The following is a 22,354-nucleotide window of genomic DNA, read 5'->3' as shown; positions in this document are numbered from 1 at the left end:
CTGGATCCCCCCTATTCGTTTACACAGACGATCAGGCGGACGGAGCTTGTCTGCCCATCCTCCGCTGTCGCAGTGTATGTCACTTCATAAACACCCGCACTGCCGGTATCGACCGGATTGTCAATGGAAAACTGATTTTCTCCCAGAAGCTCTTCTTCATACGAAGCTGCATGAAGCGCACCGTCTTCTCTCTTTTCATACAGCATCTGATCCACACTCACGCTTTCCAGATATGCCTGCGGATCAAATGGCTGCTGCAGATCCAGATGAATCAGGTAATCGCTCAGGGTAATCTGCGGCCTTCCGTTCTCCTCTGCCGGATCGTAGAGTTCTACTGTCACCGGAAGACTTGTCACATCTCCGGCGCGGTTTGCAACCGAATATGTCACGTGGTACAGTCCCGGTGTACTGCTGATCTCATCCTCGTAAGAAATCCGGATGCGGTCGGTAATCGTTCCGTCCAGGCAGTCCTCCGCGGAAAGTCCCTCTGTCAGATCATCTGCATTCAGGCTGAACCGCAGCGGGCGATCCAGGGAAAAGACCGGTGAGGTGTAATCGTTATACACCAGTTCCCGCTCCGCATGCGTAACGTGGTTATCGGAATCAAAGGCGACGATACTGATTTTCCGCCGCCCTTTTTCCACAAAATTCGAAATATGTTCCACAGCAAGAGAACTCGTCACATCGCCGTCTTTTTTATCGTAAGCAGTTACTCCGGCCAGAAGTTCTGACTCCTCTGCATGGATGCTGGCAGAAATCTCACTGTTGTCCATCGTAATTTCCGGCCCTTTTCCGTCTTTTCCCGTCTGCTGCCGCACCAGACACCCGCCAAAGGCAAGTGTGGAAGCCAGAAACAGAATGAGAACTGCCGCTCTCGTTTTGTGCATATCAAAGATGCTCCTTTCGTTTCTGTAACGCCATTCTTCCTGTTTTTAGAGGAACCAGCGTCTTTTCCGTTTTCGTTCCGGGGACGGTTCATAGAAAATCTGACGGTCCTCCAGGATTCTTCTCGGATTCACTTTCACTAAAAGCTGTGCATACGCTTCTCCATACCGCTCCTCCAGAAACTGCCGGACTGGCCGCATGTCCGTGGTCCGGTAATCGGCTCCGTGGCATCGCTTGCCACACAGCCCGCAAGGCGGTTTTCCAGTAGAAACCTTGCTGTCCGCTCAGCCTCTTCTCCAAATCTTCCAAACACGCTTCCTTTGTTGATCTGCAAAACCGCGCCCATTTCCCGGAATTCGTATAGAAGCTCCGGTGTATCCTGCACGCAGAAATACCGCTCCGGATGCGCCAGCACCGGGATTTTTCCCATCGCCGGAAATTCCAGCAGCCGCTTTCTGATTCCGTCCGGCGCCATATCAAACGGCACCTCGATCAGATAATAGCGGCTCTCATGGAGCGGTATCAGCTTTCTCTCTCTGATTTTTTTCTCCAGCGGTCCGATGCTCATGATTTCCATGCCGCGCACCAGGCTGATGGGAATGTGTTCTCTGTTGATTTCCCTCTCCAGACGGTAAAATTGCTCTTCTAACTGTTCCGATTCGTAGTTGACGTATCCGTCCTCCACGCCTTCGATTCCCGTCTGGTTTGCATGCGGCGTCACCGCGAGGATACGCACCCCGCTTTGTGCCGCCATTTCTGCCATTTCAAGGGAGGTGGACAAATTCGGGGATCCGTCGTCCACTCCCGGCAGAATATGTACATGAAGGTCCGTCATCCCTGTTTTTCTCCTTCGTACTGGTATTCCGGTACCATTTTCTTTACCAGATAACAGATGTCCGGACATTCGTTTTCCGCTTCCTTCGCGAGTTCCTTTATCTGCTCCCGGAATACCTTCTCGTCAAATGCAATCTGTCTGCCGATAAAAATCCGGCTGTTTTCTGTGGTCTGCATGCCCTCTTCATTCATCAGAAGTTCCTCATACAGCTTTTCGCCGGGTCGCAGGCCAATGTATTTGATCTTGATTTCTTTTTCCGGCTCATATCCGGAAAGGCGGATCATATTTTTGGCCAGGTCTGCGATTCTGACCGGTTCTCCCATATTCAGGACAAAGATCTGACCGTTTTTCGCATAGGCGCCTGCCTCAAGTACAAGGCTGACTGCCTCCGGAATCGTCATAAAATATCGAATGATATCCGGATGCGTAACCGTCACCGGACCGCCGTGTTCGATCTGACGGCGGAACAGCGGAATGACACTTCCGTTGCTTCCCAGTACATTTCCAAAGCGCACTGCCGCAAACTCTGTCGTGCTGTGTCTTCCGATCAGCTGAATCACCATCTCACAGAGCCGCTTGCTCGCTCCCATGATGTTGGTCGGGTTGACTGCCTTGTCTGTTGATATCAGGATAAACTTCTTTACCTGATAATGGCTTGCTGTGCGCGCCGTTTTTAAGGTTCCAATAACATTGTTTTTAATCGCTTCATTCGGGCTGTCCTCCATCAGCGGCACATGCTTGTGGGCTGCTGCGTGAAAGACGATGTCCGGCCAGTACTTCGAAAAAATTGATTCCAGCCTCCGCTCATCCCGCACAGAACCAATCAGTACTGTCAAATTGAGATCTGGGAACTCCCATTCCAGAGATTTCTGAATCTGGTACGCATTGTTTTCGTAGATGTCAAAAATGATCAGATGCCCGACGTCGTGTCCGGCCAGCTGGCGGCAGATCTCACTTCCGATCGAACCGCCTCCGCCTGTTACCAGGATTGTTTTTCCCTTCACATAGCCCAGGATTGCATCGAGATCCACCCGGATGGGATCTCTTGGCAACAAATCCTCAATTTTTATTTTCTTTCTGATCTTTTTTTCTTCCTTCATAGCTCCCACTCTCATTCTGTTGCGTTTTTCTCCCGTATTCAGTTATCCTGTTCCTGCAGACAATCTTCCAGTAAATACAGCATTTCAAGTGCTGAACGAAAACCTGCTTTCTGTTTTCCGCAGATCAGAAATCCCTGCAGACTACAGTGCTGTCGGAACTGAATCTGAATACTGACCATACGCTCGGTTCCGGCTGGAAGCGTTGTATCCTGATTGTTCTTCATTTCATCTGTAAATTCCCACTCTTCTTTTTCCCCTTCTGAAAGGCTCCGCATACAGCTTCCTGCATCCGGCATGCCGAGCAGGTCATAAATGCGGTTCATCCGAAGCAGCATTTCTCCGTATCCCTCAAACGGAATGTCATAATGAAGCAGCGGCAGCCGGATCACTCCTTTGGAATGGCTTCCCTTCACTTCCTGAAAGCATAAAAATAATGCTGCATCTGCTGTTGTATGTACTTTTTCTCTGATTGTTTCTACTTCTCTGTTCATATTTCTCTCCATATGATATTTATTCTTTTATAGTAATGTTATATGTAATAATTATTTTTGGAATATTATACCAAATCAATCTCGCATCGTCAATCTTCTCTGCCTCCTTTTCTTTCGATTTTCTTTTGATTTTCCTGTTTTTTTCTTCTGCTTTTTCTGTCTATCGTTCCTTTTTTTACTTTTTTCGCCCCTTTCTGCCATACGGTGTCACTTTCTGTCGAACGATTTTAACAGAAGTCCGTCAATTCGGCTTGAATGAGATTCTGTCACTGTGTTAAACTACACTTTGTATTTTTATGATGTTTGCTGTAATGCTCTCCTCCTGCTTTTATTTTGTACCCTATCATGTTTCTTTGCGCTGGACAACCGCTTCGACTTGAACGGCTGCACTTCGACGCAAACGGTATACTTTCCCGGAGGTGTTTTTCTTGTATTCCAAATTAATATTCCCACTCGATCCGAACGATTCTGTTCTGCTCGAAATTCCAGTCATTATCTCACAGGGTGTTTCCCAAAAATACCGGCTGGCGCTCGACGACCTGATTTACGTTGAAGCCTGCCAGCACCGACTGATTCTCCACACCATTCAGGGAGATTTTACAACCCGCTGCACATTTGCCGACCTGACGGTCTGCCTTACACCAAGTGATCGTTTTTTCCACGGCGGAAAAGGTCTGCTGATCAACTTTGCCCACGTTTCCCTTGTACAGGTAACTGGCGAAGTTCTGCTGAAAAATGGGCAGATCATTTTCTGCAGCCGCCGGCGAAGGCGTGAGACCCGGGAAGCCTTCCTGGTCTACGCCGGAGCAGGAAAGTTTTCCTACGAAACGATATAAAAAAACAGGAGGGCTGCCGCACGAAGAAAAATTTCCACAAAATATAGATTTTGTAGTGTTTTCGCTTCGTGCGACAGCCTCTCCTGTTAATATATGTTTTTGCTTAATGCTTGTCTGCTGCAAGCTCCATTCGAGCTGCAAACTGTGTATAAAAATCTGTATTTCCGTCATACGGAAGCAGATAAAACAGCTTCAGAATGTTCATGCTGATCTGCTGCCGGAATGCATCGTCCTCGCTTTCGCGCGCCGCATTCTGTTTTTCCTTCAGATAATAATGCCATTTTGTCGTAAAGGCTTCGTATTTCCCAAGCTCCGGCGTATCGAGCCAGCGGCGGACCTTGACCTTTGTCTTGTTCTCCTTCGGACATTCGTTCACCTGAAGGAAATAAGAAAATGTTCCATCCTCATACAGCCGACCCAGCGGAAACATCCGACAGAAGCCCGGGCGTGCATCGTGGATGCTGCAGCGGCCTTCTTCATTTAAAAAGCTGCACCGGTCTGACTGCTCTGTCATCTTCAGATGTGGCAGAATAACACCGTCCACGACACGAAGCGCCACGTTCCCAGCCAGCAAAATCTCTTCCATCGTCTTTCCCAGCTTTTTCTCCAGGCGGTAGACATCCATCGGGTCGAGTACAATCGAATCTCCCATCCCATGACAGCAGGCGGAGCATCCGCGGCAGTCGTCGCAGCCCACTTTTACAAGATCATTAGCTCCGTATCGTTTTCCATCTGAAATTTTATCTATCTCTACATTTCGTTCCATTTTTTCTTCCTATCTTTTCTCTTAATCCTTGCTTTTGGTCTCTTCTCTCGATCTTTGCTTTTAATCCTTGCTTTTGATCTTTGCTTTTGATCTTCGCTTTTGATCTTTGCTTTCGATCCTTGCTTTCGGTCTTTTCTCCCGATCTTTATTTCTTCCTCACATTTCTACTCCCACAACATGCAGTACCTCGTCCTTTACCTGGAATTTGATTTCCATTCCCGCAAAGGAAAGTCCGTAGACGCGTTCTTCGCTGTTCTGATACGATGGACGCGGATCCTGCTCCAGCACTTTTTTCAGCGCCGCACGGTGGTCTGCCGGAACCTTTTCCAGCAGCTCGTCCGGAATCTCAACCGGAATAAAGTATTCTTTCGTCTTTTCCGTAAAGCTGCCAAGTGCCTCCACGTGACTGTCTACATGCGGCAGATACGGTTTGATATCCAGAATCGGTGTGCCGTCCATCAGATCTGCTCCCGTAAGGTGCAATACCGGACCAAGCGACGGATGCTGCTCCACATATTCCAGCTTTACCGAAGAAAGACCGATCGGATTCGGACGGAACGGCGAACGCGTAGCAAATACGCCGACACGCTTATTTCCGCCAAGCCGCGGCGGCCGCACCATCGGAGACCAGGTATCCCGCACGGCTTCCGAAAACTCCCAGATCAACCAGAGATGGGAATATTCTTCCAGCCCCCTCAGTGCATTTGCATCGCGGAACTCCGGTTCAAAAACGATCGTACTCTTTAGTTCTTCGATCAGTCCGCTCTGCCTCGGAATCCCGAATTTTTCCGGGAAATCCGTGTGGATTCGGGCGATCACCTTCATTGCAATTTCTTCTGCCACGTTTCTTACTCCTTTTCTTTCCTGCATCTTCTCTTCTATTTCGCATGGCTCTGAATCATTACCATATGTTTTATCTTAACATTTTGTTTTTGAAAAGTCCACCATGCGCATTCCCCTTCGCCGACTCCCCTGCGGATACTACACGTTACGGGTCACGCAGAGCCTGCCAGACGGTGACTTATACTCCAAGCTCCCGCATGCTTTTCAGCAGCTCCTCGATCTGTTCTGCTGTTTCCTTTACTTTCTCTTCCATCCCGATCAGTTCCCTGCGGTACATCTGTTTTTTCTCCGTCACATCCAGCGCATGTACCGTCTGGACCAGAAATGTTTCTGCCTTTGACTGAAGCTCTTCCGGCAGATGTGTCTCTTTCAGACGGTTTCGAAAGCTTTCCAGATCCTTTCCTGCCGCTCTTAAATACTGATTCATATGAAGCCCCGTGTGGCGCATCCTTGCACGCCCCTCGCTTCGCACCCTGGCATACGTTTTCTGGCTTTTTGCTGCATACAGTGTCATCTGTACATACATCAGGCTGGTCAGTGCCTTTTCTCCTGTCATTGCAGTTTCGTACAATTCTTTTTTTACTCTTTGGCTGCTCATACATTCCTCTCTCTCCGCCACGCTTCTTTCGCTGGCAACGGATGGCAGTTCATGTTTGGTATTCAGGAGTCGAAGGATAAAAAAAGACTCCTATCATGACATCTGCCACAATAAAAGTCTTGCGTTCTCATTTGATACGGATGTTTCTCAACATCGGCTGACGGTTTCAAACCCGCACGGGATGTTTTTATTTCAGATCCCGCGGCGTTTCGCTACTCCCTTTTATTTGTTGAGATGAATCTTAGCACACTTATTGCTAAATTGCAAGCATATTTTTTGCATATCATGCATGATTTCATGCATCCTATTATTTTTGACGGTGTTTCTTCCTATATAAATGGAATGCCGGAAAGCATACGGTTCCCACCATTAAAATAAGGAAAACCACATCCGCATATAGCTTCACATATTCTGCCACCTGCTCCCATGCAGCGCCGACCGCTGCACCGATGCCAACCAGAAGAAGATTCCAGACCGTACTCCCGACTATGGTATATAGCAGAAATCCCGGCATCTTCATCCCCGCCATGCCGGCCGGAACCGAGATGAGACTTCGGATAATCGGAATGCATCGGCCGAGCAGCACAGCCCGCTGCCCCTTTTTCTGAAACCAGGCAATGGTCTTCCAGGCATCCTCTGCCCGAAACCCCAGAAGCTTCATCGGCCGGCTCTCGAGCAGCTCGGCAAGCCCTTCCGGGCTGACGAGGGTTCCGGCTCCGTACAGCACCAGCGCGCCAAGCAGTGAGCCCGCCGTAGATGCCAGCACAACCCCCGCCGGGTGCAGCCGAGTACACGTTGTCAGAAAACCGCCAAAGGTCAGAATCACCTCGGAGGGAATCGGTGGAAATACATTTTCCACCGCAATCAGAATCAGAATACCAAGATAGCCAAAACGGTTGACCATATCCAGAATCACGCTCTGCAAATTTTTCTCTTCCTTTTCATTTCCGGCATAGAAACCTCTTCCCCGCAGCTGCAGATAGCCGGTTTTCCGGTCTTATCGGTTTTCCTGCCGGAAATGCTCTTTTTCTTCTCCTGCATTTTATGCGCCTTTTCCACGGTGCATGAATCCTTTTTGACTACTTCTTTACAATTCCGTCAGATTTTCTTCCTTTTGTTTTCATGTTCTCTTCAGAAAAGCTTTATCCCGTGTACACATTCTGGTCACAATTTTCCCGTATACTAATCTTATCAACAACAAAGGAAGTAAAAAACAACCTCCATTGTTTCTCTATAAATAAACCGGAGACGGCAAAGCATTTCTGGAAGCACGTCTCCAACGCCAACCTTTCTAATAGATAGATTTCTTTTTCATACCGCCGGGGCTTCAACCAAGTCCCGGCCTCTCTCCTTTTGGGGAGATTTTTTTTGTAACGATTCAGATCCATGCGAAATTCCGGAAAAATCGCGAATCATGCTTGCGCGAAGGAGTGCTTTTTCTGAATCGCTTCTATTCCTGCCGCATTTTTTTCTTGCACGTGACTTTTCTCTATAGTAAAATAAAATCAGTTGTTTGTAACTCTTCAGAACCCAATGGGGAAAACTTTGCATCATCCCTGCAGGAATGATCCGTTTCTTTCAAACAAATACCATGGAAAAAAGGGAGAAAAATACCATGAAAATTGGATTTGACAATGAAAAATACCTGAAAATGCAGTCCGAGCACATCCGCGACCGCATCAACCAGTTTGACAACAAGCTGTATCTGGAATTCGGTGGAAAGCTGTTCGACGATTTCCACGCATCCCGCGTTCTTCCGGGCTTTGCACCGGACGCAAAACTGCGCATGCTGATGCAGCTTTCCGATCAGGCCGAGATTGTTATGGCAATTTCCGCAGCCGATATTGAGAAAAACAAAATCCGCGGCGACCTCGGCATCACCTATGACAGCGACGTGCTCCGTCTGATTGATGAGTTCCGCGGACGCGGCCTCTATGTCGGCAGTGTTGTCATCACGCAGTATTCCGGACAGCACAGTGCAGACGCTTTCAAGAAGAGACTGCAGAAGCTCGGCATCCCGGTTTACATTCACTACACGATTCCGGGCTACCCGCATAATGTGCCGCTGATCGTGAGCGATGAGGGATACGGAAAGAACGAGTACATCGAGACAACCCGCCCGCTCGTTGTCGTTACCGCACCGGGACCGGGAAGCGGAAAGATGGCAACCTGCCTTTCCCAGCTTTACCATGAGCACAAACGCGGTGTAAACGCCGGCTATGCAAAATATGAGACCTTCCCGATCTGGAATCTGCCGCTGAAGCACCCGGTCAACCTGGCTTACGAGGCTGCTACCGCCGATCTGAACGATGTCAACATGATCGACCCGTTCCACCTCGAGGCATACGGCGTGACAACCGTCAACTACAACCGTGATGTTGAGATTTTCCCGGTTCTGCGCGCGATCTTCCAGCAGATTTTCGGCGAGAGCCCGTACAAATCCCCGACAGACATGGGTGTCAACATGGCCGGAAACTGCATTATCGATGATGAGGCATGCCGCGAGGCTTCCCGTCAGGAGATCATCCGCCGCTACTACACTGCTGTGGACGGTATCGCAGACGGCTCCCGCTCCGAGACTGAGGCTTACAAAATCGAGCTTCTGATGAAACAGGAAAACATCGTTGCCGCAGACCGTACCACCGTTTCCCCGGCTCTTGTCCGTGCCGAGGCGACCGGCGCACCGGCCGCTGCCATGGAACTTCCGGACGGACGCGTCATCACCGGAAAGACCGGCGATCTGCTCGGATCGAGCGCGGCGCTTCTGCTGAATGCATTAAAAGAGCTCTCCGGCATCGACCATGACGTACATGTTCTCTCACCGGAATCCATCGCTCCGATCCAGACCCTGAAAACCAAATACCTCGGAAGCAAGAACCCGCGTCTTCATACCGACGAGGTTCTGATTGCGCTGTCTGCTACTGCTGCACAGAGCGAGGATGCACAGAAAGCACTCTCCTGCCTGCCGCAGTTAAAGGGCTGCCAGGTGCACTCCAGCGTTATGCTCTCCGATGTGGACCGCAAAATGTTCCAGCGTCTGGGATGCGATCTGACCTGTGAGCCGAAATTTCAGTAAATAATTTTTATATCTTGGACATAAAAATCCAGGGCATACGGTACTTTCCGTACCTGCCCTGGATTTTTTCTTTTCCGGCTTCTGTTTATAAATTTTCTTTTCCGAATCCCATTGGCAGCAGCTCCTCGAGTGTCATTTCTTTCCAGGAACCGTCGCCCTTGCAGAGAAGGACGAGAAATTCGTTCGGATCAACGAATTCCCGCAGCACCTGACGGCAGACACCGCACGGTGTGCAGAAATCCTCCGGCTCTGCCTCTCCCGGGCCGCCGCAGACGGCGATCGCGTCAAATTCCGTTATGCCCTCGGATACGGCTTTGAAGACCGCGGTGCGCTCCGCGCAGTTTGTCGGTGTATACGCCGCATTTTCAATGTTGCAACCGGTATAAATCGCTCCATTCTTTGCCAGAACCGCCGCGCCTACGCGGAATTTCGAATACGGCACATACGCAAATTTCCGCGCTGCCAGAGCCTGTTTTACCAGCTCCTGTTTTATTTCTGTACTGATTTCCTGTTTCATATCCAGCATCCCCTTTCCAGTATCCCCTTATTTTTTCTTTCTTATTTCTGATCTTCCCGGATCAGAATCCGCAGTGCCTCGATGGCTACCTGAATCGCACCTTCCGTATCGTGCGTAATGTGGTTCTCCATGCCGCGTTTCACTCTCTCCTGATTTCCCATCACAAGAAAATCCGATCCGGCACGGACGCCGCGGGCACTTGCCACGATAAAGAGTGCCGCCGATTCCATCTCTGACGCTTTGCATCCAAGCTTCATCCATGCATCCCATTTTTTCAGCAGCTCATCGCCGACCGGCATCTGCTCCGGGTCGTGCTGGCCGTAGAAGGAATCCTTGCACTGTACCACGCCCGCATGCCATTTTTTCCCAAGATTCTTTGCCGCCTGCACCAGCGCATTCGTCACGGTAAGGTCTGCGACTGCCGGGAACTCGATCGGTGCGTATTCCTTTGACGTTCCCTCCGCACGGATCGCTCCCGTTGCCACCACGATATCGCCGCCCTCTACATCGAGTGCCATACCGCCGCATGTTCCGACGCGGATAAACGTATCGGCGCCGCACTGGATCAGCTCTTCCATCGCGATGGAAGCCGACGGACCGCCGATGCCGGTAGATGTAACGGAAACCTTTACACCGTCCAAAGTACCCGTATAAGTCACAAATTCCCGGCTGTCTGCGACGAGCACCGGGTTCTCAAAGTAAGCTGCAATTTTTTTACACCGTTTGGGATCTCCCGGCAGAATCACGTACCGTCCCACATCGCCTTTTCGGATCTGCAGATGATACTGCAGCCCTTCTTCTCCTGAATAATTCTGCATATGCAAAAACCTCCTTTGTATTTTCGTATTCTCATAGTTCTATTTTACCACAGGCCGCACCGCAAATACAAGGCTTGACACCATTTCACCGCCCCTTTCATTACGGATATAATCACGTTCCGCAGTTGCCTTTTCCCATTCGGGATGCTACAATAGGCACAGAAACCAGAGTTCTTACTTTCATTTTTACAAGGAGGGATTATTTTATGAGTTCCTATGTCATCAGCTGCTGCTCTACGGCAGACCTTACCGAAGAACATTTCTCCAAACGGGAAATCTCATACATCTGTTTCCATTACAAATTAAATGACACCGAGTACGCGGATGATCTCGCAAATCCATGCCGTTCGATCAGTTCTATGCCGCCATGGCCGCCGGCGCTTCCACGAAAACATCCCAGGTGAATGCCGATGAATTTGAAGCCTATTTTGAAACATTCCTGCAGGACGGCAAAGACATTCTCCACGTCTGCCTCTCCTCCGGCATTTCCGGTGTCCTGAATTCTGCGATGATCGCCAAAGCCGACCTTGAAGAGCGCTACCCGGAACGGAAAATCCTCATCGTGGATTCCCTCGGCGCTTCCTCCGGCTATGGTCTTCTGATGGACCGCCTTGCCGACCTGCGCGATGAAGGAAAACCGCTGGAAGAGGTTTACGATTTTGCGATGAAAAACCGCCTCAAAGTCCATCACTGGTTCTTCTCCACGGACCTCACCTTCTACGTGCGCGGCGGCCGCATCTCCAAAGCCTCCGGCGCAATCGGCGGCTTTCTCGGCATCTGCCCGCTGCTCAACATGGACAACGAAGGACGGCTGATTCCGCGGTTCAAAATCCGTACGAAGAAAAAAGTCATCAAAAAAATCGTCGACCAGATGGAAGAAAACGCCGAGGGCGGCCTCTCCTACTCCGGCAAATGCTACATTTCCCAGTCCGCCTGCTACGACGATGCGCGGGCCGTTGCGGATCTTATCGAGGAACGCTTTCCCAATCTGAACGGAAAAGTCGAGATCAACAACATCGGAACCACCATCGGCAGCCACACAGGGCCAGGAACCGTGGCATTGTTTTTCTGGGGGAAAGAACGGGTGGATTAACTCTCCTGCACTTCCATCTAAAAACAGGGAAGAAAAAAGCTCTGTCCATTTGGGCAGAGCCTTCTTGTTTTCCTTCTATTCTTCTATCTTCCCTCTCCAACATTTCCGCACCAGTGCAAACACCAGATACCCGATGGCTGCTCCAAGCGTATTCGTCACAACATCATCTAACTGGCAGAAGCCGCGCTCTGTTAAAAGCTGCACAGTTTCCAACATCATGCTCGTGGCAAATGCGGCATACACACAGTACCACCATCTCCGAAGAAACGGCACCGCCGCCGGCAGTAATACACCGAACGGCAGAAACAGCAGAATATTTTCCACAAAATACCGGTCCGGCAGACACTGGTTTCCCCAGGTTTCAAATAGCTTCAAATCCACACCTGTTCTCGAACCCGGTTCTCTCGAAAGCAGTGTAATCGAAATCAGCATGGCAAAATAGACGGCTACCAGAAACCACGCCAGAAGCTGCCCGCCGTGCAGCGCACGGTACTGCTCCAGCCGTTTCCGTTTCTTCTGGATCTGCTGATTTTTCCACGCCGCCGCAACCGTCACAAAGCCGACACCGACTGCAACCGCATGCGGCAGATACCGGAATGTATCAAAAATATCCTGTTCAATCGTTGTCAGATAAAGAGGAATTGCCATTTACATCACCTTCCGTATTTTCGCGGCTGATCGGAAACACCCGCGAGATAATCGAGACTGCAGTCATACAGCTTTGCCAGCGTAATCAGACAGTCCAACGGAATCTCACGGATGCCTTTTTCATACCGGTTGTAGGTGTCCGGGTGACTGAAAATCTTCCGCGCCGCCTGTGTCATCGAGTAACCGCGTTCCAGACGGAGCTCTTTCAGCCGGATCAGCATTTTCTCCCGCCCCGGCGTTTCTTCTATTTTTCTGTGCATTACTTTCCTTCTTTTTCCTGCTCCGTTTCCGCCGCTGCTTTTTCTGCCTCCGGCACATACCCCGGATTGTCGTCGTATCCTTCCAGGAAATTGTGGCGGATGCCGTGCTGCTTGTAGCCGACCACGGTGTCAATGTTGACATTTTCGACACTGCGGAAAATATTGCTCTCCACGAACGGATTCACCTTTTTCAGGTTTTTGATCAGTTCCTTGATCTCCACGCGTTTCGAACGATTCTCCTCGTTATTGCAGGTCGTGCAGGTATCGGTAAACTTGCAGGCACACTGGATAAAATGCAGACCGTTATAATCTCTCCACGCCTTGATATCATCCTCGCGCACCAGATACAGCGGGCGGATCAGCTCCATGCCCTCGAAGTGGATGCTGTGAAGCTTCGGCATCATCGTCTGCACCTGCGCACCGTAGAGCATTCCCATGAGGATTGTCTCAATGACATCATCGTAATGATGGCCAAGTGCGATCTTGTTGCAGCCAAGCTGCTGTGCAAAATGGTACAGATGGCCGCGGCGCATTCTCGCGCAGAGGTAACACGGCGAATTTTCGACATGGTAAACCGAATCGAAAATATCGGTCTCGAAAATCGTGATCGGAATATGGAGGCTCTTTGCGTTATCCTCGATCACCTTGCGGTTCTCCGGGCTGTATCCCGGGTCCATGACAACGAATTTTACTTCGAAATCAAATTTATTGTGAAGCTTTAACTCCTGAAAGCATTTCGCCATCAACATCGAATCTTTTCCGCCGGAAATACAGACAGCGATTTTATCGCCCGGTTTTACCAGCTCGTATGTGTTGATCGCTTTCGTAAATTTGGACCAGATCGACTTTTTGAATTTTTTGCGGAGACTCTTCTCCACGTCTGCCGCCTTGTCCTGCTCCTCCGGCGCGCTCATCACATCCATCAGCCAGGCGATGTAACCGCCCTCCAGGCTCACAGCGTCCCAGCCCTTTTCCTGTAATTCTTCCGCCGCTGCGACACTGAACCGGCCGCGGCTGCAGCAGATAATCGTCTTTTTGCTCCGGTCAATCGCATCACTTGTCTCGATTTCTTCTGTCTTCATCACAAGCGCTCCCGGAATCGCGCCGTGGGAGATCTCTACCGCATCGCGGATATCGACGATCTGATAGCTTGACGGATCGAGCTCTTTTAGTTCTTTTATTGAAATACTGGTACTCATGTAATTTTTCCTTTTCTAATTAAAATGCCTTACTTTTCTTCATTCTTTCATTGTATCGTTTTTTCTGTGACTGTCAAGAAAAAACGGGGAGTCTCTGAACATTCGTTTCAAATCCTCCCCCACTTTTTTATTTTTTCCGGATATCCGCCATCGTCTTCAACAGAAGTTCTTTCTTCCAGAAGACCAGCCCTGCACTTGCGAGCAGAATCGCGTAACGCAGGATCCTGTACGGGAAAATCAGATTGCAGATGATGCTTGCTCCAATCAGAAAAACGGAGCACGCCAGAAGAAATCCTGGATTCATCAGATTTTCCTGGATTCCTTCGTTCACCAGAATCTGTTTGCTCACAATATAATGGCCGACCGAATACAGCATATAGCATGCCAGCGTCGTGTAACCGGCCGCAATATAGCCGAACAGGCGGATAAAAATAAAGTTCAGCACCACATTCGCTCCAGCCGCCGCCATGGATGCAGCCATCAGAAACTGTGTTTTTTCATAATAGAACTGCGGCATCGAGAGAATATTATAAATAAAGATAAAAAACACACTCGCTGCCACCGGCGGAATGACGTACACCGCCTCGCGGTACTTCGGCGATCCGAAAATCAGCACCATCTCCGGACTGATCAGCATCAGCGCCACGGCTATGCCGACCACTACAATACTAAGAAGCTGCAGCACCTTCCGCATCGAGCGGATGTCGCCCTTTTTGATCTTGCTGTACATCCACGGTGTCAATGCACTGTTCATACCGCTGATGAAAAGCTGCACCAGCATACCAATGCTGTACGCCAGCCCGTACAGCGCAACTTCCGTCTTTCCGACCATCTTGTCGATCATGATGCGGTCGCCCTGATTCAGGATAATACCGGACAGATAATGCGGCACAATCGGAATTCCGATCCGCAGTGCGTAGCCCCAGTATTCCTTCGAAAAGAACTCTTTTCCTTTGCAAAACTGGAACACAATAATCGGCACACAGATGCAGACCTGCACCCCGACGATACCTAAGATCCGCATCATGGCCGTACCGCCGTTGATACGGATCAGCACCAGGCTCGCGATCGGGTTCATCAGCGCCTGCAGAATCGTCACGCAGACCAGAATCCGGTACCGATACTCAAACCGCTGCCGCCCCGACCAGTAAGAAAGCGCCGGACTCAGCAGCGCTTCCAGAAACATCAGCAGAATCATGGATTTCGGCAGATTTAAAATCTTCTCCCAGAAACCCGATGTAAAACAATACAATGCAAAAACCGCACCCGTAATCACAAGCGTCAGTCCCTGCATTGCAGATGTATATTCATCCCGCTGCTTCTCGTACTTTGCCATCGCATTGTCATAAACACCATTAAATAAATACAGCGATGTCATAATCGTCAAAATCTGCAGCCAGGACAGATAAACCGTATAGGTTCCGTACTCCTCGGTGCTCATCAGACGCGTGAAAATCGGAACTGTGATGAACGAAATGCCTTTCTGTAAAAAACTGCAGATCGTAAACCAAAGCGCCGCCTTCGCCTGGACGGAGAGAGAACGGTATTTTGAGGTAATGTTCATGTAAAATAGAACTCCTTGCTGTTGGTTATTTGCGTGTTTTATGTTAACACAAAATGGGGGGGACTGCAAGAGGAACATCCATTAAAATCCCCCATGTGAACGCTTCCATTCAACCATGGGGGATTCTCACTGCTTTATGTGTTTCGATTCCCAAATGATTCAGAATATACATATAGGCCAATGCATACGACTGACACACACCTCTTCCGTCCATCAGCACACCATAACTGGTATAATTCTTATAATTCAGATCATACTCTGCATGCAATACCAGATAATCGTGAATTACAAACGCCTTCTACTCATCTGTCATGGAATTGTTCATCAGTTTATAGATGGATGCCAGTTTCTCATCCACTGCATTAAAAATCTGTTTGGTTTCTTCCGGTGTTCCGAATGTATTGGTAATTCTCAAACCTGTATAGTATGCATCACCATACCAGGCAATGATTCTATTATACGTATCACTCGGAAAATACGGCGAATAGCATAATAAAAGCTTAAGTCATAGGTATCCCTTCTTATTTTTAAATCTTTAATGGATACCCATTCATTTCCAGCCAGCATCGCTTCTTTCACACGATTCTCCAGAACCGTATACAATTCATACTCCGTTCCGCTGAACTCATCGCCTTCATCGGCCCCGTATGTATCAATCCCGGACTCATCCTGCTGTGGTTCCATGGGTTTAATATCGCCCGTCGGCAATGTAACATCCTCATTTTCGTCCGCAAACGCCTTTTGCGGCATCACAAAAATGGATGCCGCAAGCAGAAACAAAAATGCTGTCAGTTTAACGATTCTCTTTTTTCTCCTCTCCATGCGCTTTTCCTCCCTGCAATTCTTCTAAATACAGTTTTGCATCTTTTAAGAAGCTGACCGCAATCATCACGATCACAATGCCGATCGGAAATGCCGCTACGATACTGACAGACTGCAGACTGTTCATGGAACTCTCTGCAAAAAGAAGTGCAATCGGAAGCAGGATCAGCAGGATACACCACATCAGCTGAATTCCTTTTGCCGGCTCTTCGCCGTCTTCCAGTTTCCGGTAGCTGTAGCACGATGCCGTCAATGCGATCGAGTCGAACGATGTCGCATAAAATGCAACCATCGTAACTAATACAACAACCATAATCAGCGGTGCACACGGCATGGTTTTGATCATCGACACGATCAGATGATATAAATCTCCACTTTCATTATACTGCGAAATGAAATCAATTGCACCTGAAATCTGCTTTCCCATCGAATAATTTCCAAGAATAATAAAGCTGACAAGCGTGGAACCCACACCAAAACCGTATCCGCCGAGAATCGTCTGGCGCACTGTTCTTCCGCGGGAAATGCTGCCAATGAAGAACGGTGCTGCCACACACCATACCATCCAGTATGCCCAGTAATAAATGGTCCAGTTCTGTGGGAAGTTTGTCGTACGCATCGGGTCCGTATACGTTGATAAGCCGATAAAGTTCTGAATCATTTTTCCAAGAGAAGAAAATCCAGTTTCAATAATATACCGCGTCTCTCCCCCAAACAGCAGGACGAAGGCAAGGAGTCCGAAAAACAGATAAATGCACACCTTGGCCAGAATGCTGATTCCTTTGAATCCATGCAGAAGAGAATAGGTATAAACACAGCAGGTGATCAGAAGAATGATAATATTAATCACAGTTCTGCTGACTTCCATATGGAACAGCTCGCCGATGATTTCCGCCATCAGAGGAGTTGCCACACTAAAAGTGGTAGCAGTTCCGGCCAGCAATGCAAAGACAGCCAGAAGGTCAATCAGACGGCCGCCAATTCCATCTGTCTGTTTTCCCAGAATCGGACGGCACGCCTCGCTGTATTTCTGACGGTTTCGTTTTCTTACATGAAGCATAAAGCCAAACGCAACAGCCAGTACCAGATAGAATCCCCACGGGATAAAGCTCCAGTGAAACAGTGGAAATACGCCTGCCCAGTCCTGAATGCTGCCAAGTTCTGCGATGTGAGGATCTGTTGCGTACAAAATCCACTCAGAGAACGAATAAAACAGAATATCTGCTGCCAGACCACAGGTAAACATCATGCATCCCCATGCAAAAAAGGAATATTTTGGCTTCTCATCCGGCTTTCCAAGCACAATATTTCCGTATTTGGAGCCTGCCAGAAACAGAGACAGAAAGAAAATGCCAAGTCCGATGACCAGGTAATACGTTCCAAAGGTGTCTCCAAACAGAAATCGAATCTGGCCAAGTACCTGATTCGACTGCTCCGGTGCAAAGAAAAATACGATACATAGAGCAACGATCAGCGCCAGAGGCACCAGCGTAATCATCCAGTCGATTTCTTTTTTCTTCTGTTGGTTCTTACTGTTCATTTTCTTCCCTTTCTGCGTAATCCGCATACGATGCATCGAGTGCAACAAGCTCGCTGAAATTGTCTACTTCTATGATATCCTCTGCCTTCATTGGCCGGATGCCAAGCTGATACTCTTTCGGGTAGCAGAACATTGCCACATCGTCCCAGTAAATCTGACGGTTTTTCTTTACTTCAAACTCCTGCTCCAGATGGCCTTTTAACCGCTTTCCATCTTCTGCTGTCCATCGGGAAATGCTGTAGAGCTGCCAGCCGCCCTTTCCGCCGGTTCTGCTGCAGCCTGTCACAATGCCGTTTTCCACGGTCTGCAGCCACTCGTCGGTCTCATCATCCGTCCACACGCTGTTGTAACCGGATCGCTCAAACTCCGGTGCCAGAATTTCCGGATGATAGATGATCTGGTCACCGTCAAGAATAAACGCATTTTCCAGATGTTCCCGCGCCACATACAGCGATGCGATGTTGTTGCAGGTATCGTACCACGGATTGTCGATCAGCTTCAGACCCGGGTACTCCTCTTCCAGTGTCTGGAACTGTTCCTTGAGGTAACCGACTACCACGTAAATTTCTGTGATTCCGTTTTTGTGCAGTCCATTGATGACGGTATCAATCATCCGCACACCGTTTACCCGGACCAGCGGTTTTGGTGTTTTTAACGTTACCGGCTTCATCCGGTTTCCGAGGCCTGCCGCCATAATAATGGCGCGCTCTACTTTGTACATATTTCTTTTCCTTCCTCTCCCAGTTCCTGCTGGACAATTTTGTAATAATCTTTTGCGTAACGGTACTGCCGCAGGGAATATTCTCCGAATTCCACGCCTAATTTCCGTTTATATTCGCACCAGTTGCTCCAGAGCAGACCGCAGACTGCGATGTAGCAGTAGATTTTTATGCGTGTTCTGTCGTCACAGTTTCCTTCAAAATAAAGATCAATCAGATGGTCCACCTGCTCTTTTTTGTAAAGAGAATAGATACAGAACATCGCAATATCCACATGCGGATCCTGCATTCCGGCGTATTCCCAGTCGATCAGGCGGATCTCCTCTTTTCCGTTTTCTTCCACAAACAGAAAATTGTCCGGCACAGCATCAATGTGAGTGAGCACCCACTCTCCGGCATTTGCTTCGATGTAATCCTTTAACTGAAGCACATGCGCTTTCGTCTTTTCGTAATCTTTATATGCTGACGGAGTTCCTTCCCAGAGGCTTTCATAGTATTCCATCTGTCCGAACAGGTCGAAGGAATGGTCTACTCTTAATTTCTGCCCGTGAAACTCCCGCAGTTTCTTCATGCATTTCTGAAGATCTTCCTCATTTTCTGCATCGCAGACCCGCGCACCTTCGAGATATTCTGTGATTTTGTAGCCGTTCTCCGGGTTAATATAGGCAATCTCATCGCAGATCCTGCGGCCGGCGATCGTCTGATATACAGCGGCTTCCTGCCTGCGGTTGATCAACTGATCGGTTCCCTCTCCCGGAATTCGCATAATGTATTTTTTATCTTTACAGGAGAATAAAAAGGATCGGTTTGTCATTCCTTTTTTCAGAACTGTAATGTTTGTCACTTCGTTCTGCTGTGCTCCAAGTGCTTCACAGATTACCTGAATCGCATCCGTCTGCAGCTGGCTGGAATCGCTGTCAATCTCACGCAGCTGCTCATAGGTATTGATTTCTACGGCATCGGCAGCATGTACAACACGGGCCGTCACAATCATTCTGTCTTTCCGGTATAAGGTTTCCTCCCAGAACGCTCCGTCGTATCGGGAATCTCTTCCCAGTTCTTCCAGACGCTCCCGCACGATCTCCGCTTCTGTTTCCAGCAGATAACAGATGCCGATCATCGCGTTTCCGCCTGCCTGTTCTTTCTGTACGACCAGCTCCTGCTTCCGGTTTACGCGGACGGTACTGTCATCATCCACCAGATCGCTGACCATGTACCAGGAATATAATTCGTTTCTGCTGTATGGATTCTTTTCACACCAGATATCACAGGGAATGATGTAGCTGTTTGATAAATGGGCTGCCGCCGTTTTCAGGGAATGCAGATTGTTTTTCGACACATAGTCCGGAGCGACGATCAATTCTACGCCGTATTCATCGATCAGATATTCATACTGCTCTTTCATAAATCCGACAACGACGTAAATCTCTGTAATGCCGACTTCATGAAGCTGACGGATTGTGCGCTCTATCAGCCGCTCTCCCTTGATTTCCAGAAGTCCTTTCGGTGTCTCTGTATTAATCGGAACCATCCGCATACCAAATCCGGCGGCAAGGATAATGGCGTTTTTCGGCGCTTTCTCTTTTGCCTCACGCAGTGTCTTTTCCGTCGGACGGATCTCTTCATCCAGGTAACCTTCTGAAATCAGTTCCTTGATCGAACGATTGACGATTCCAAGCGAATGGCCGGTCTGTGCGGCAAGGATACGCTGATTGATGAAGGGTTCTTTTATCAGGTTGTTCAATATATCTTGTTTTGAGTTGTTCATATACTTCCTTCTTTCATTTTTCATGAACTTTTGTTTTCGATTATACCATAACTTTATGACTTTTTCAATCCCCTGTGTGTTAGGATAGTTGTCAGTGAAAGATAATTACTTTTGTGGTAGTATATATGTGAACTTCCTATAAAATTAACTCTCATAAAATTCCTTTTAAAGTATGCTACAACTGGCTTAAAGCAAGAACATGTCGAAACGAGAGTTAATATTTCAGGAAGTTCACATAAAAAGGTCCAAATAATTAACATTATTTGGACCACCTGTCAAAGGAAGCCTTTTTCCTTTTCGCCGTCATCAGGACTTCTTTGCGCTTCCATTCATAAATTTTTCTTAAAATTTACCTTTATTTTACCACACTACTCCCAAAACTACAATATATCTCCATTTTTCATTTTTTTTACATAGAACCTTTCTGGCCTAATACAATCAGTACAGTTTTAAACAAAATCTTAATATCCAGCATAAAGGACCATTCTGAAATGTACTTCGTATCCAGTTTTACAACCTCTTCAAAATCTGTAATCTCGCTTCGTCCGCTTACCTGCCACATACCAGTCAGTCCCGGCTTGATTGCCAGTCTTGCTCTGTGATGGAGCTCATATTTCTCCCACTCATCCACTGTCGGCGGACGGGTTCCTACAAGGCTCATGTCGCCTTTTAACACATTGAAGAACTGCGGGAATTCATCCAGCGAGGTTTTGCGGATAAAGTTTCCGATTCCTTTGCCTGGTCCTTTTTCGCTTCCGATGACACGCGGGTCATTCTCCATTTTGAACATCAGACCATCGCTGACGCGGTTCTGTTTCATCAGTTCTTTTTTCCGCTCTTCCGCATCCATGTACATGCTACGGAACTTGTAAATTTTGAATTTTCTTCCGTTCTTTCCGACACGGTACTGTGAGAAGAAGATCGGGCCCGGAGACTTGATATAAATCGCAGGGGCAACGAACAGGAAGATGATTCCGGTCAGAATACATCCGGCAAGACCGCCGCAGATGTCCATGATTCGTTTCAGCACAAGCTGTCCTGCGCTTGCCATATTGATGCAGGTGGTGACCACGGTATAGTTGCCCATGCGCTCTACAGTCTGATTTTTTCCCTGCATTTCGTTCACGTCCGCAATTTTTACGTGGATCGTGATTCCCATTTCTGTGAATGCATCAAATACCTTCTGCGGAATCTCTCTGCCCTCCGGCAGGACGATCAGAACCTCATCAAACCACTCGCGGCAGACATATTCGGCTGCGTTTGCAAGGCTGGATACGACTGGCACGCCGTGGATTTTATGTCCGGTTCTGTCCTGGTCTACGAGGACAACGCCGGTCGGACGAACGCCGATATAGTCGAAGTCAAGCATGCTTTTTACAACAGACTGTGACTGTTTTTCGGTTGTAATAATTAAAAGGGAACGGCCGCTGTGTTCTCCGCTGCCGCGTTTTTTCAGGAACATTTTCCAGCCGATACGCATCAGATAGGAAAAGATTCCGTAGATGACTCCGGTTAAAATAATGGTTGCTCTGGAGAACTGATCTCCTTCCTGAATCAGGAACAGATAGAATACACCAAGAACGATGATGTATACCATATTTTTGATGGTTTTTCCAATTTCAACCAGATATCCACGTTTCATAACGTTTTTGAAGGAATCGTCGAAGAACATGATCATCAGCTGAATCAGTGCAAATACGATCGCTTCATTTCGGTAAATCGGGTTTGCATATGGGTTCGGGCTGTGGTGCCGCATAAAATAACCCATGATAAATGCAAGCTGAAGGCAGATGATATCAAGGATCATGAAATCCAGGTGCTTCAGCCAGCCTGTAGATGATTTTTTATACATACCTTTCTCCCCTGTCGTACTTCTCTTCTTCTGATATCGTAACAGAAAGATCCTTGCTCTATCTGCCCGTGACATTTCTGTGACGAATTCAGAAGCTGTTTTTCTTTATCCCAAACATTTTATC

The 22,354-nt window shown here is 48.3% G+C and carries 21 protein-coding genes and 2 pseudogenes; 3 read left to right on the top strand and 20 right to left on the bottom strand.

From position 1 onward, the window contains the following. Positions 1–11: 11 nt before the first annotated feature. The 4 genes and pseudogenes from DXA93_RS15280 to DXA93_RS15265 all read right to left on the bottom strand — a co-directional run bounded on the left by DXA93_RS15280 (position 12) and on the right by DXA93_RS15265 (position 3,311). A complete protein-coding gene (locus DXA93_RS15280; protein WP_055266467.1) occupies positions 12–887 on the bottom strand; it encodes a hypothetical protein in 876 nt (291 codons plus the stop codon). 137 nt (positions 888–1,024) lie between these two features. Next, complete coding sequence (locus DXA93_RS15275; protein ID WP_119199274.1) at positions 1,025–1,720, bottom strand: tyrosine-protein phosphatase; 696 nt, start codon at positions 1,718–1,720, stop codon at positions 1,025–1,027. Next, positions 1,717–2,796: pseudogene (locus DXA93_RS15270) on the bottom strand (UDP-N-acetylglucosamine 4,6-dehydratase family protein); the annotation flags it as partial. The gene DXA93_RS15275 and the pseudogene DXA93_RS15270, both read right to left, overlap by 4 nt. Positions 2,797–2,858: 62 nt before the next feature. Next, complete coding sequence (locus DXA93_RS15265; RefSeq protein WP_022461015.1) at positions 2,859–3,311, bottom strand: hypothetical protein; 453 nt, start codon at positions 3,309–3,311, stop codon at positions 2,859–2,861. A 428-nt stretch (positions 3,312–3,739) separates the two neighbouring features. Here DXA93_RS15265 and DXA93_RS15260 point away from each other — a divergent pair, with 428 nt between their 5' ends. Continuing rightward, the gene (locus DXA93_RS15260; RefSeq protein WP_158554971.1) at positions 3,740–4,147 is read left to right on the top strand and encodes a LytTR family DNA-binding domain-containing protein; all 408 of its coding nucleotides are present in this window, start codon (positions 3,740–3,742) and stop codon (positions 4,145–4,147) included. 103 nt (positions 4,148–4,250) lie between these two features. On the opposite strand, the gene DXA93_RS15255 is transcribed toward DXA93_RS15260, so the two are convergent. The 4 genes from DXA93_RS15255 to DXA93_RS15240 all read right to left on the bottom strand — a co-directional run bounded on the left by DXA93_RS15255 (position 4,251) and on the right by DXA93_RS15240 (position 7,270). After that, on the bottom strand, positions 4,251–4,913 hold the full coding sequence (locus DXA93_RS15255; RefSeq protein WP_117509393.1) for a YkgJ family cysteine cluster protein: 663 nt from the start codon (positions 4,911–4,913) through the stop codon (positions 4,251–4,253). 156 nt (positions 4,914–5,069) lie between these two features. Beyond that, complete coding sequence (gene tsaA, locus DXA93_RS15250; protein WP_117509440.1) at positions 5,070–5,756, bottom strand: tRNA (N6-threonylcarbamoyladenosine(37)-N6)-methyltransferase TrmO; 687 nt, start codon at positions 5,754–5,756, stop codon at positions 5,070–5,072. Between the two features lie 178 nt (positions 5,757–5,934). Continuing rightward, complete coding sequence (locus DXA93_RS15245) at positions 5,935–6,354, bottom strand: hypothetical protein (RefSeq protein ID WP_117509394.1); 420 nt, start codon at positions 6,352–6,354, stop codon at positions 5,935–5,937. Positions 6,355–6,661: 307 nt separating this feature from the next. Then, positions 6,662–7,270, bottom strand: a complete 609-nt coding sequence (locus DXA93_RS15240; protein WP_330427400.1) for a DedA family protein — start codon at positions 7,268–7,270, stop codon at positions 6,662–6,664. Positions 7,271–7,969: 699 nt separating this feature from the next. On the opposite strand from DXA93_RS15240, the gene DXA93_RS15230 reads away from it, so the two are divergent. Further along, entirely contained in the window at positions 7,970–9,430 is a 1,461-nt protein-coding gene (locus tag DXA93_RS15230) for a DUF1846 domain-containing protein (RefSeq protein WP_117802108.1), read from the top strand. 85 nt (positions 9,431–9,515) lie between these two features. Here the strand turns inward: DXA93_RS15230 and DXA93_RS15225 are convergent, their stop codons facing one another. Then, positions 9,516–9,947, bottom strand: coding sequence for a cytidine deaminase (locus tag DXA93_RS15225; protein WP_117760908.1), 432 nt, complete (start codon positions 9,945–9,947; stop codon positions 9,516–9,518). A 41-nt stretch (positions 9,948–9,988) separates the two neighbouring features. Next, positions 9,989–10,765, bottom strand: a complete 777-nt coding sequence (gene udp / locus DXA93_RS15220) for a uridine phosphorylase (RefSeq protein WP_055220432.1) — start codon at positions 10,763–10,765, stop codon at positions 9,989–9,991. Between the two features lie 206 nt (positions 10,766–10,971). On the opposite strand from udp, the pseudogene DXA93_RS15215 reads away from it, so the two are divergent. Further along, a pseudogene (locus DXA93_RS15215) lies at positions 10,972–11,858 on the top strand (DegV family protein). A 75-nt stretch (positions 11,859–11,933) separates the two neighbouring features. Here the strand turns inward: DXA93_RS15215 and DXA93_RS15210 are convergent. The 10 genes from DXA93_RS15210 to DXA93_RS15170 all read right to left on the bottom strand — a co-directional run bounded on the left by DXA93_RS15210 (position 11,934) and on the right by DXA93_RS15170 (position 22,230). Next, positions 11,934–12,506, bottom strand: coding sequence for a VanZ family protein (locus DXA93_RS15210; RefSeq protein ID WP_117509397.1), 573 nt, complete (start codon positions 12,504–12,506; stop codon positions 11,934–11,936). Positions 12,507–12,511: 5 nt separating this feature from the next. Beyond that, positions 12,512–12,766 carry a helix-turn-helix domain-containing protein gene (locus DXA93_RS15205; RefSeq protein WP_242991123.1) on the bottom strand — a complete coding sequence of 85 codons (255 nt, stop codon included), beginning with the start codon at positions 12,764–12,766 and terminating at the stop codon, positions 12,512–12,514. Further along, positions 12,766–13,965: an ATP-binding protein gene (locus DXA93_RS15200; RefSeq protein ID WP_117760621.1), complete on the bottom strand. Its 1,200-nt coding sequence runs from the start codon at positions 13,963–13,965 to the stop codon at positions 12,766–12,768. The genes DXA93_RS15205 and DXA93_RS15200 overlap by 1 nt, the downstream gene beginning before the upstream one ends. 127 nt (positions 13,966–14,092) lie before the next feature. Next, entirely contained in the window at positions 14,093–15,529 is a 1,437-nt protein-coding gene (locus DXA93_RS15195; RefSeq protein ID WP_158554972.1) for a lipopolysaccharide biosynthesis protein, read from the bottom strand. A 109-nt stretch (positions 15,530–15,638) separates the two neighbouring features. Beyond that, positions 15,639–15,815 (bottom strand): transglutaminase domain-containing protein, encoded by a 177-nt coding sequence (locus DXA93_RS21040; protein WP_416388105.1) that lies wholly within the window; start codon positions 15,813–15,815, stop codon positions 15,639–15,641. 125 nt (positions 15,816–15,940) lie between these two features. Further along, complete coding sequence (locus tag DXA93_RS15190) at positions 15,941–16,351, bottom strand: hypothetical protein (protein ID WP_119199237.1); 411 nt, start codon at positions 16,349–16,351, stop codon at positions 15,941–15,943. Continuing rightward, on the bottom strand, positions 16,323–17,891 hold the full coding sequence (locus tag DXA93_RS15185; protein ID WP_055227905.1) for a BCCT family transporter: 1,569 nt from the start codon (positions 17,889–17,891) through the stop codon (positions 16,323–16,325). Before DXA93_RS15185 ends, DXA93_RS15190 begins: the two co-directional genes overlap by 29 nt. Next, positions 17,881–18,612, bottom strand: coding sequence for an NTP transferase domain-containing protein (locus DXA93_RS15180; protein ID WP_117760619.1), 732 nt, complete (start codon positions 18,610–18,612; stop codon positions 17,881–17,883). Before DXA93_RS15180 ends, DXA93_RS15185 begins: the two co-directional genes overlap by 11 nt. Next, entirely contained in the window at positions 18,600–20,378 is a 1,779-nt protein-coding gene (locus DXA93_RS15175) for a phosphotransferase (RefSeq protein ID WP_117760618.1), read from the bottom strand. Before DXA93_RS15175 ends, DXA93_RS15180 begins: the two co-directional genes overlap by 13 nt. Positions 20,379–20,787: 409 nt before the next feature. Then, complete coding sequence (locus DXA93_RS15170; protein WP_119208667.1) at positions 20,788–22,230, bottom strand: sugar transferase; 1,443 nt, start codon at positions 22,228–22,230, stop codon at positions 20,788–20,790. Positions 22,231–22,354 lie beyond the last annotated feature (124 nt).

The organism is Blautia sp. OF09-25XD, from assembly GCF_003482095.1.
Classification (GTDB): domain Bacteria; phylum Bacillota; class Clostridia; order Lachnospirales; family Lachnospiraceae; genus Fusicatenibacter; species Fusicatenibacter saccharivorans.
This window is presented reverse-complemented; position numbering and strand designations above follow the sequence as displayed.

What these genes read in the sequence shown, in the direction of transcription:
- DXA93_RS15280 (WP_055266467.1), bottom strand. Translation starts at nt 887, where the DNA reads ATGCACAAAACGAGAGCGGCAGTTCTCATTCTGTTTCTGGCTTCCACA.
- DXA93_RS15275 (WP_119199274.1), bottom strand. Translation starts at nt 1,720, where the DNA reads ATGACGGACCTTCATGTACATATTCTGCCGGGAGTGGACGACGGATCC.
- DXA93_RS15265 (WP_022461015.1), bottom strand. Translation starts at nt 3,311, where the DNA reads ATGAACAGAGAAGTAGAAACAATCAGAGAAAAAGTACATACAACAGCA.
- DXA93_RS15255 (WP_117509393.1), bottom strand. Translation starts at nt 4,913, where the DNA reads ATGGAACGAAATGTAGAGATAGATAAAATTTCAGATGGAAAACGATAC.
- DXA93_RS15245 (WP_117509394.1), bottom strand. Translation starts at nt 6,354, where the DNA reads ATGAGCAGCCAAAGAGTAAAAAAAGAATTGTACGAAACTGCAATGACA.
- DXA93_RS15230 (WP_117802108.1), top strand. Translation starts at nt 7,970, where the DNA reads ATGAAAATTGGATTTGACAATGAAAAATACCTGAAAATGCAGTCCGAG.
- DXA93_RS15225 (WP_117760908.1), bottom strand. Translation starts at nt 9,947, where the DNA reads ATGAAACAGGAAATCAGTACAGAAATAAAACAGGAGCTGGTAAAACAG.
- udp (WP_055220432.1), bottom strand. Translation starts at nt 10,765, where the DNA reads ATGCAGAATTATTCAGGAGAAGAAGGGCTGCAGTATCATCTGCAGATC.
- DXA93_RS15210 (WP_117509397.1), bottom strand. Translation starts at nt 12,506, where the DNA reads ATGGCAATTCCTCTTTATCTGACAACGATTGAACAGGATATTTTTGAT.
- DXA93_RS15205 (WP_242991123.1), bottom strand. Translation starts at nt 12,766, where the DNA reads ATGCACAGAAAAATAGAAGAAACGCCGGGGCGGGAGAAAATGCTGATC.
- DXA93_RS15200 (WP_117760621.1), bottom strand. Translation starts at nt 13,965, where the DNA reads ATGAGTACCAGTATTTCAATAAAAGAACTAAAAGAGCTCGATCCGTCA.
- DXA93_RS15195 (WP_158554972.1), bottom strand. Translation starts at nt 15,529, where the DNA reads ATGAACATTACCTCAAAATACCGTTCTCTCTCCGTCCAGGCGAAGGCG.
- DXA93_RS15190 (WP_119199237.1), bottom strand. Translation starts at nt 16,351, where the DNA reads ATGGAGAGGAGAAAAAAGAGAATCGTTAAACTGACAGCATTTTTGTTT.
- DXA93_RS15185 (WP_055227905.1), bottom strand. Translation starts at nt 17,891, where the DNA reads ATGAACAGTAAGAACCAACAGAAGAAAAAAGAAATCGACTGGATGATT.
- DXA93_RS15180 (WP_117760619.1), bottom strand. Translation starts at nt 18,612, where the DNA reads ATGTACAAAGTAGAGCGCGCCATTATTATGGCGGCAGGCCTCGGAAAC.
- DXA93_RS15175 (WP_117760618.1), bottom strand. Translation starts at nt 20,378, where the DNA reads ATGAACAACTCAAAACAAGATATATTGAACAACCTGATAAAAGAACCC.
- DXA93_RS15170 (WP_119208667.1), bottom strand. Translation starts at nt 22,230, where the DNA reads ATGTATAAAAAATCATCTACAGGCTGGCTGAAGCACCTGGATTTCATG.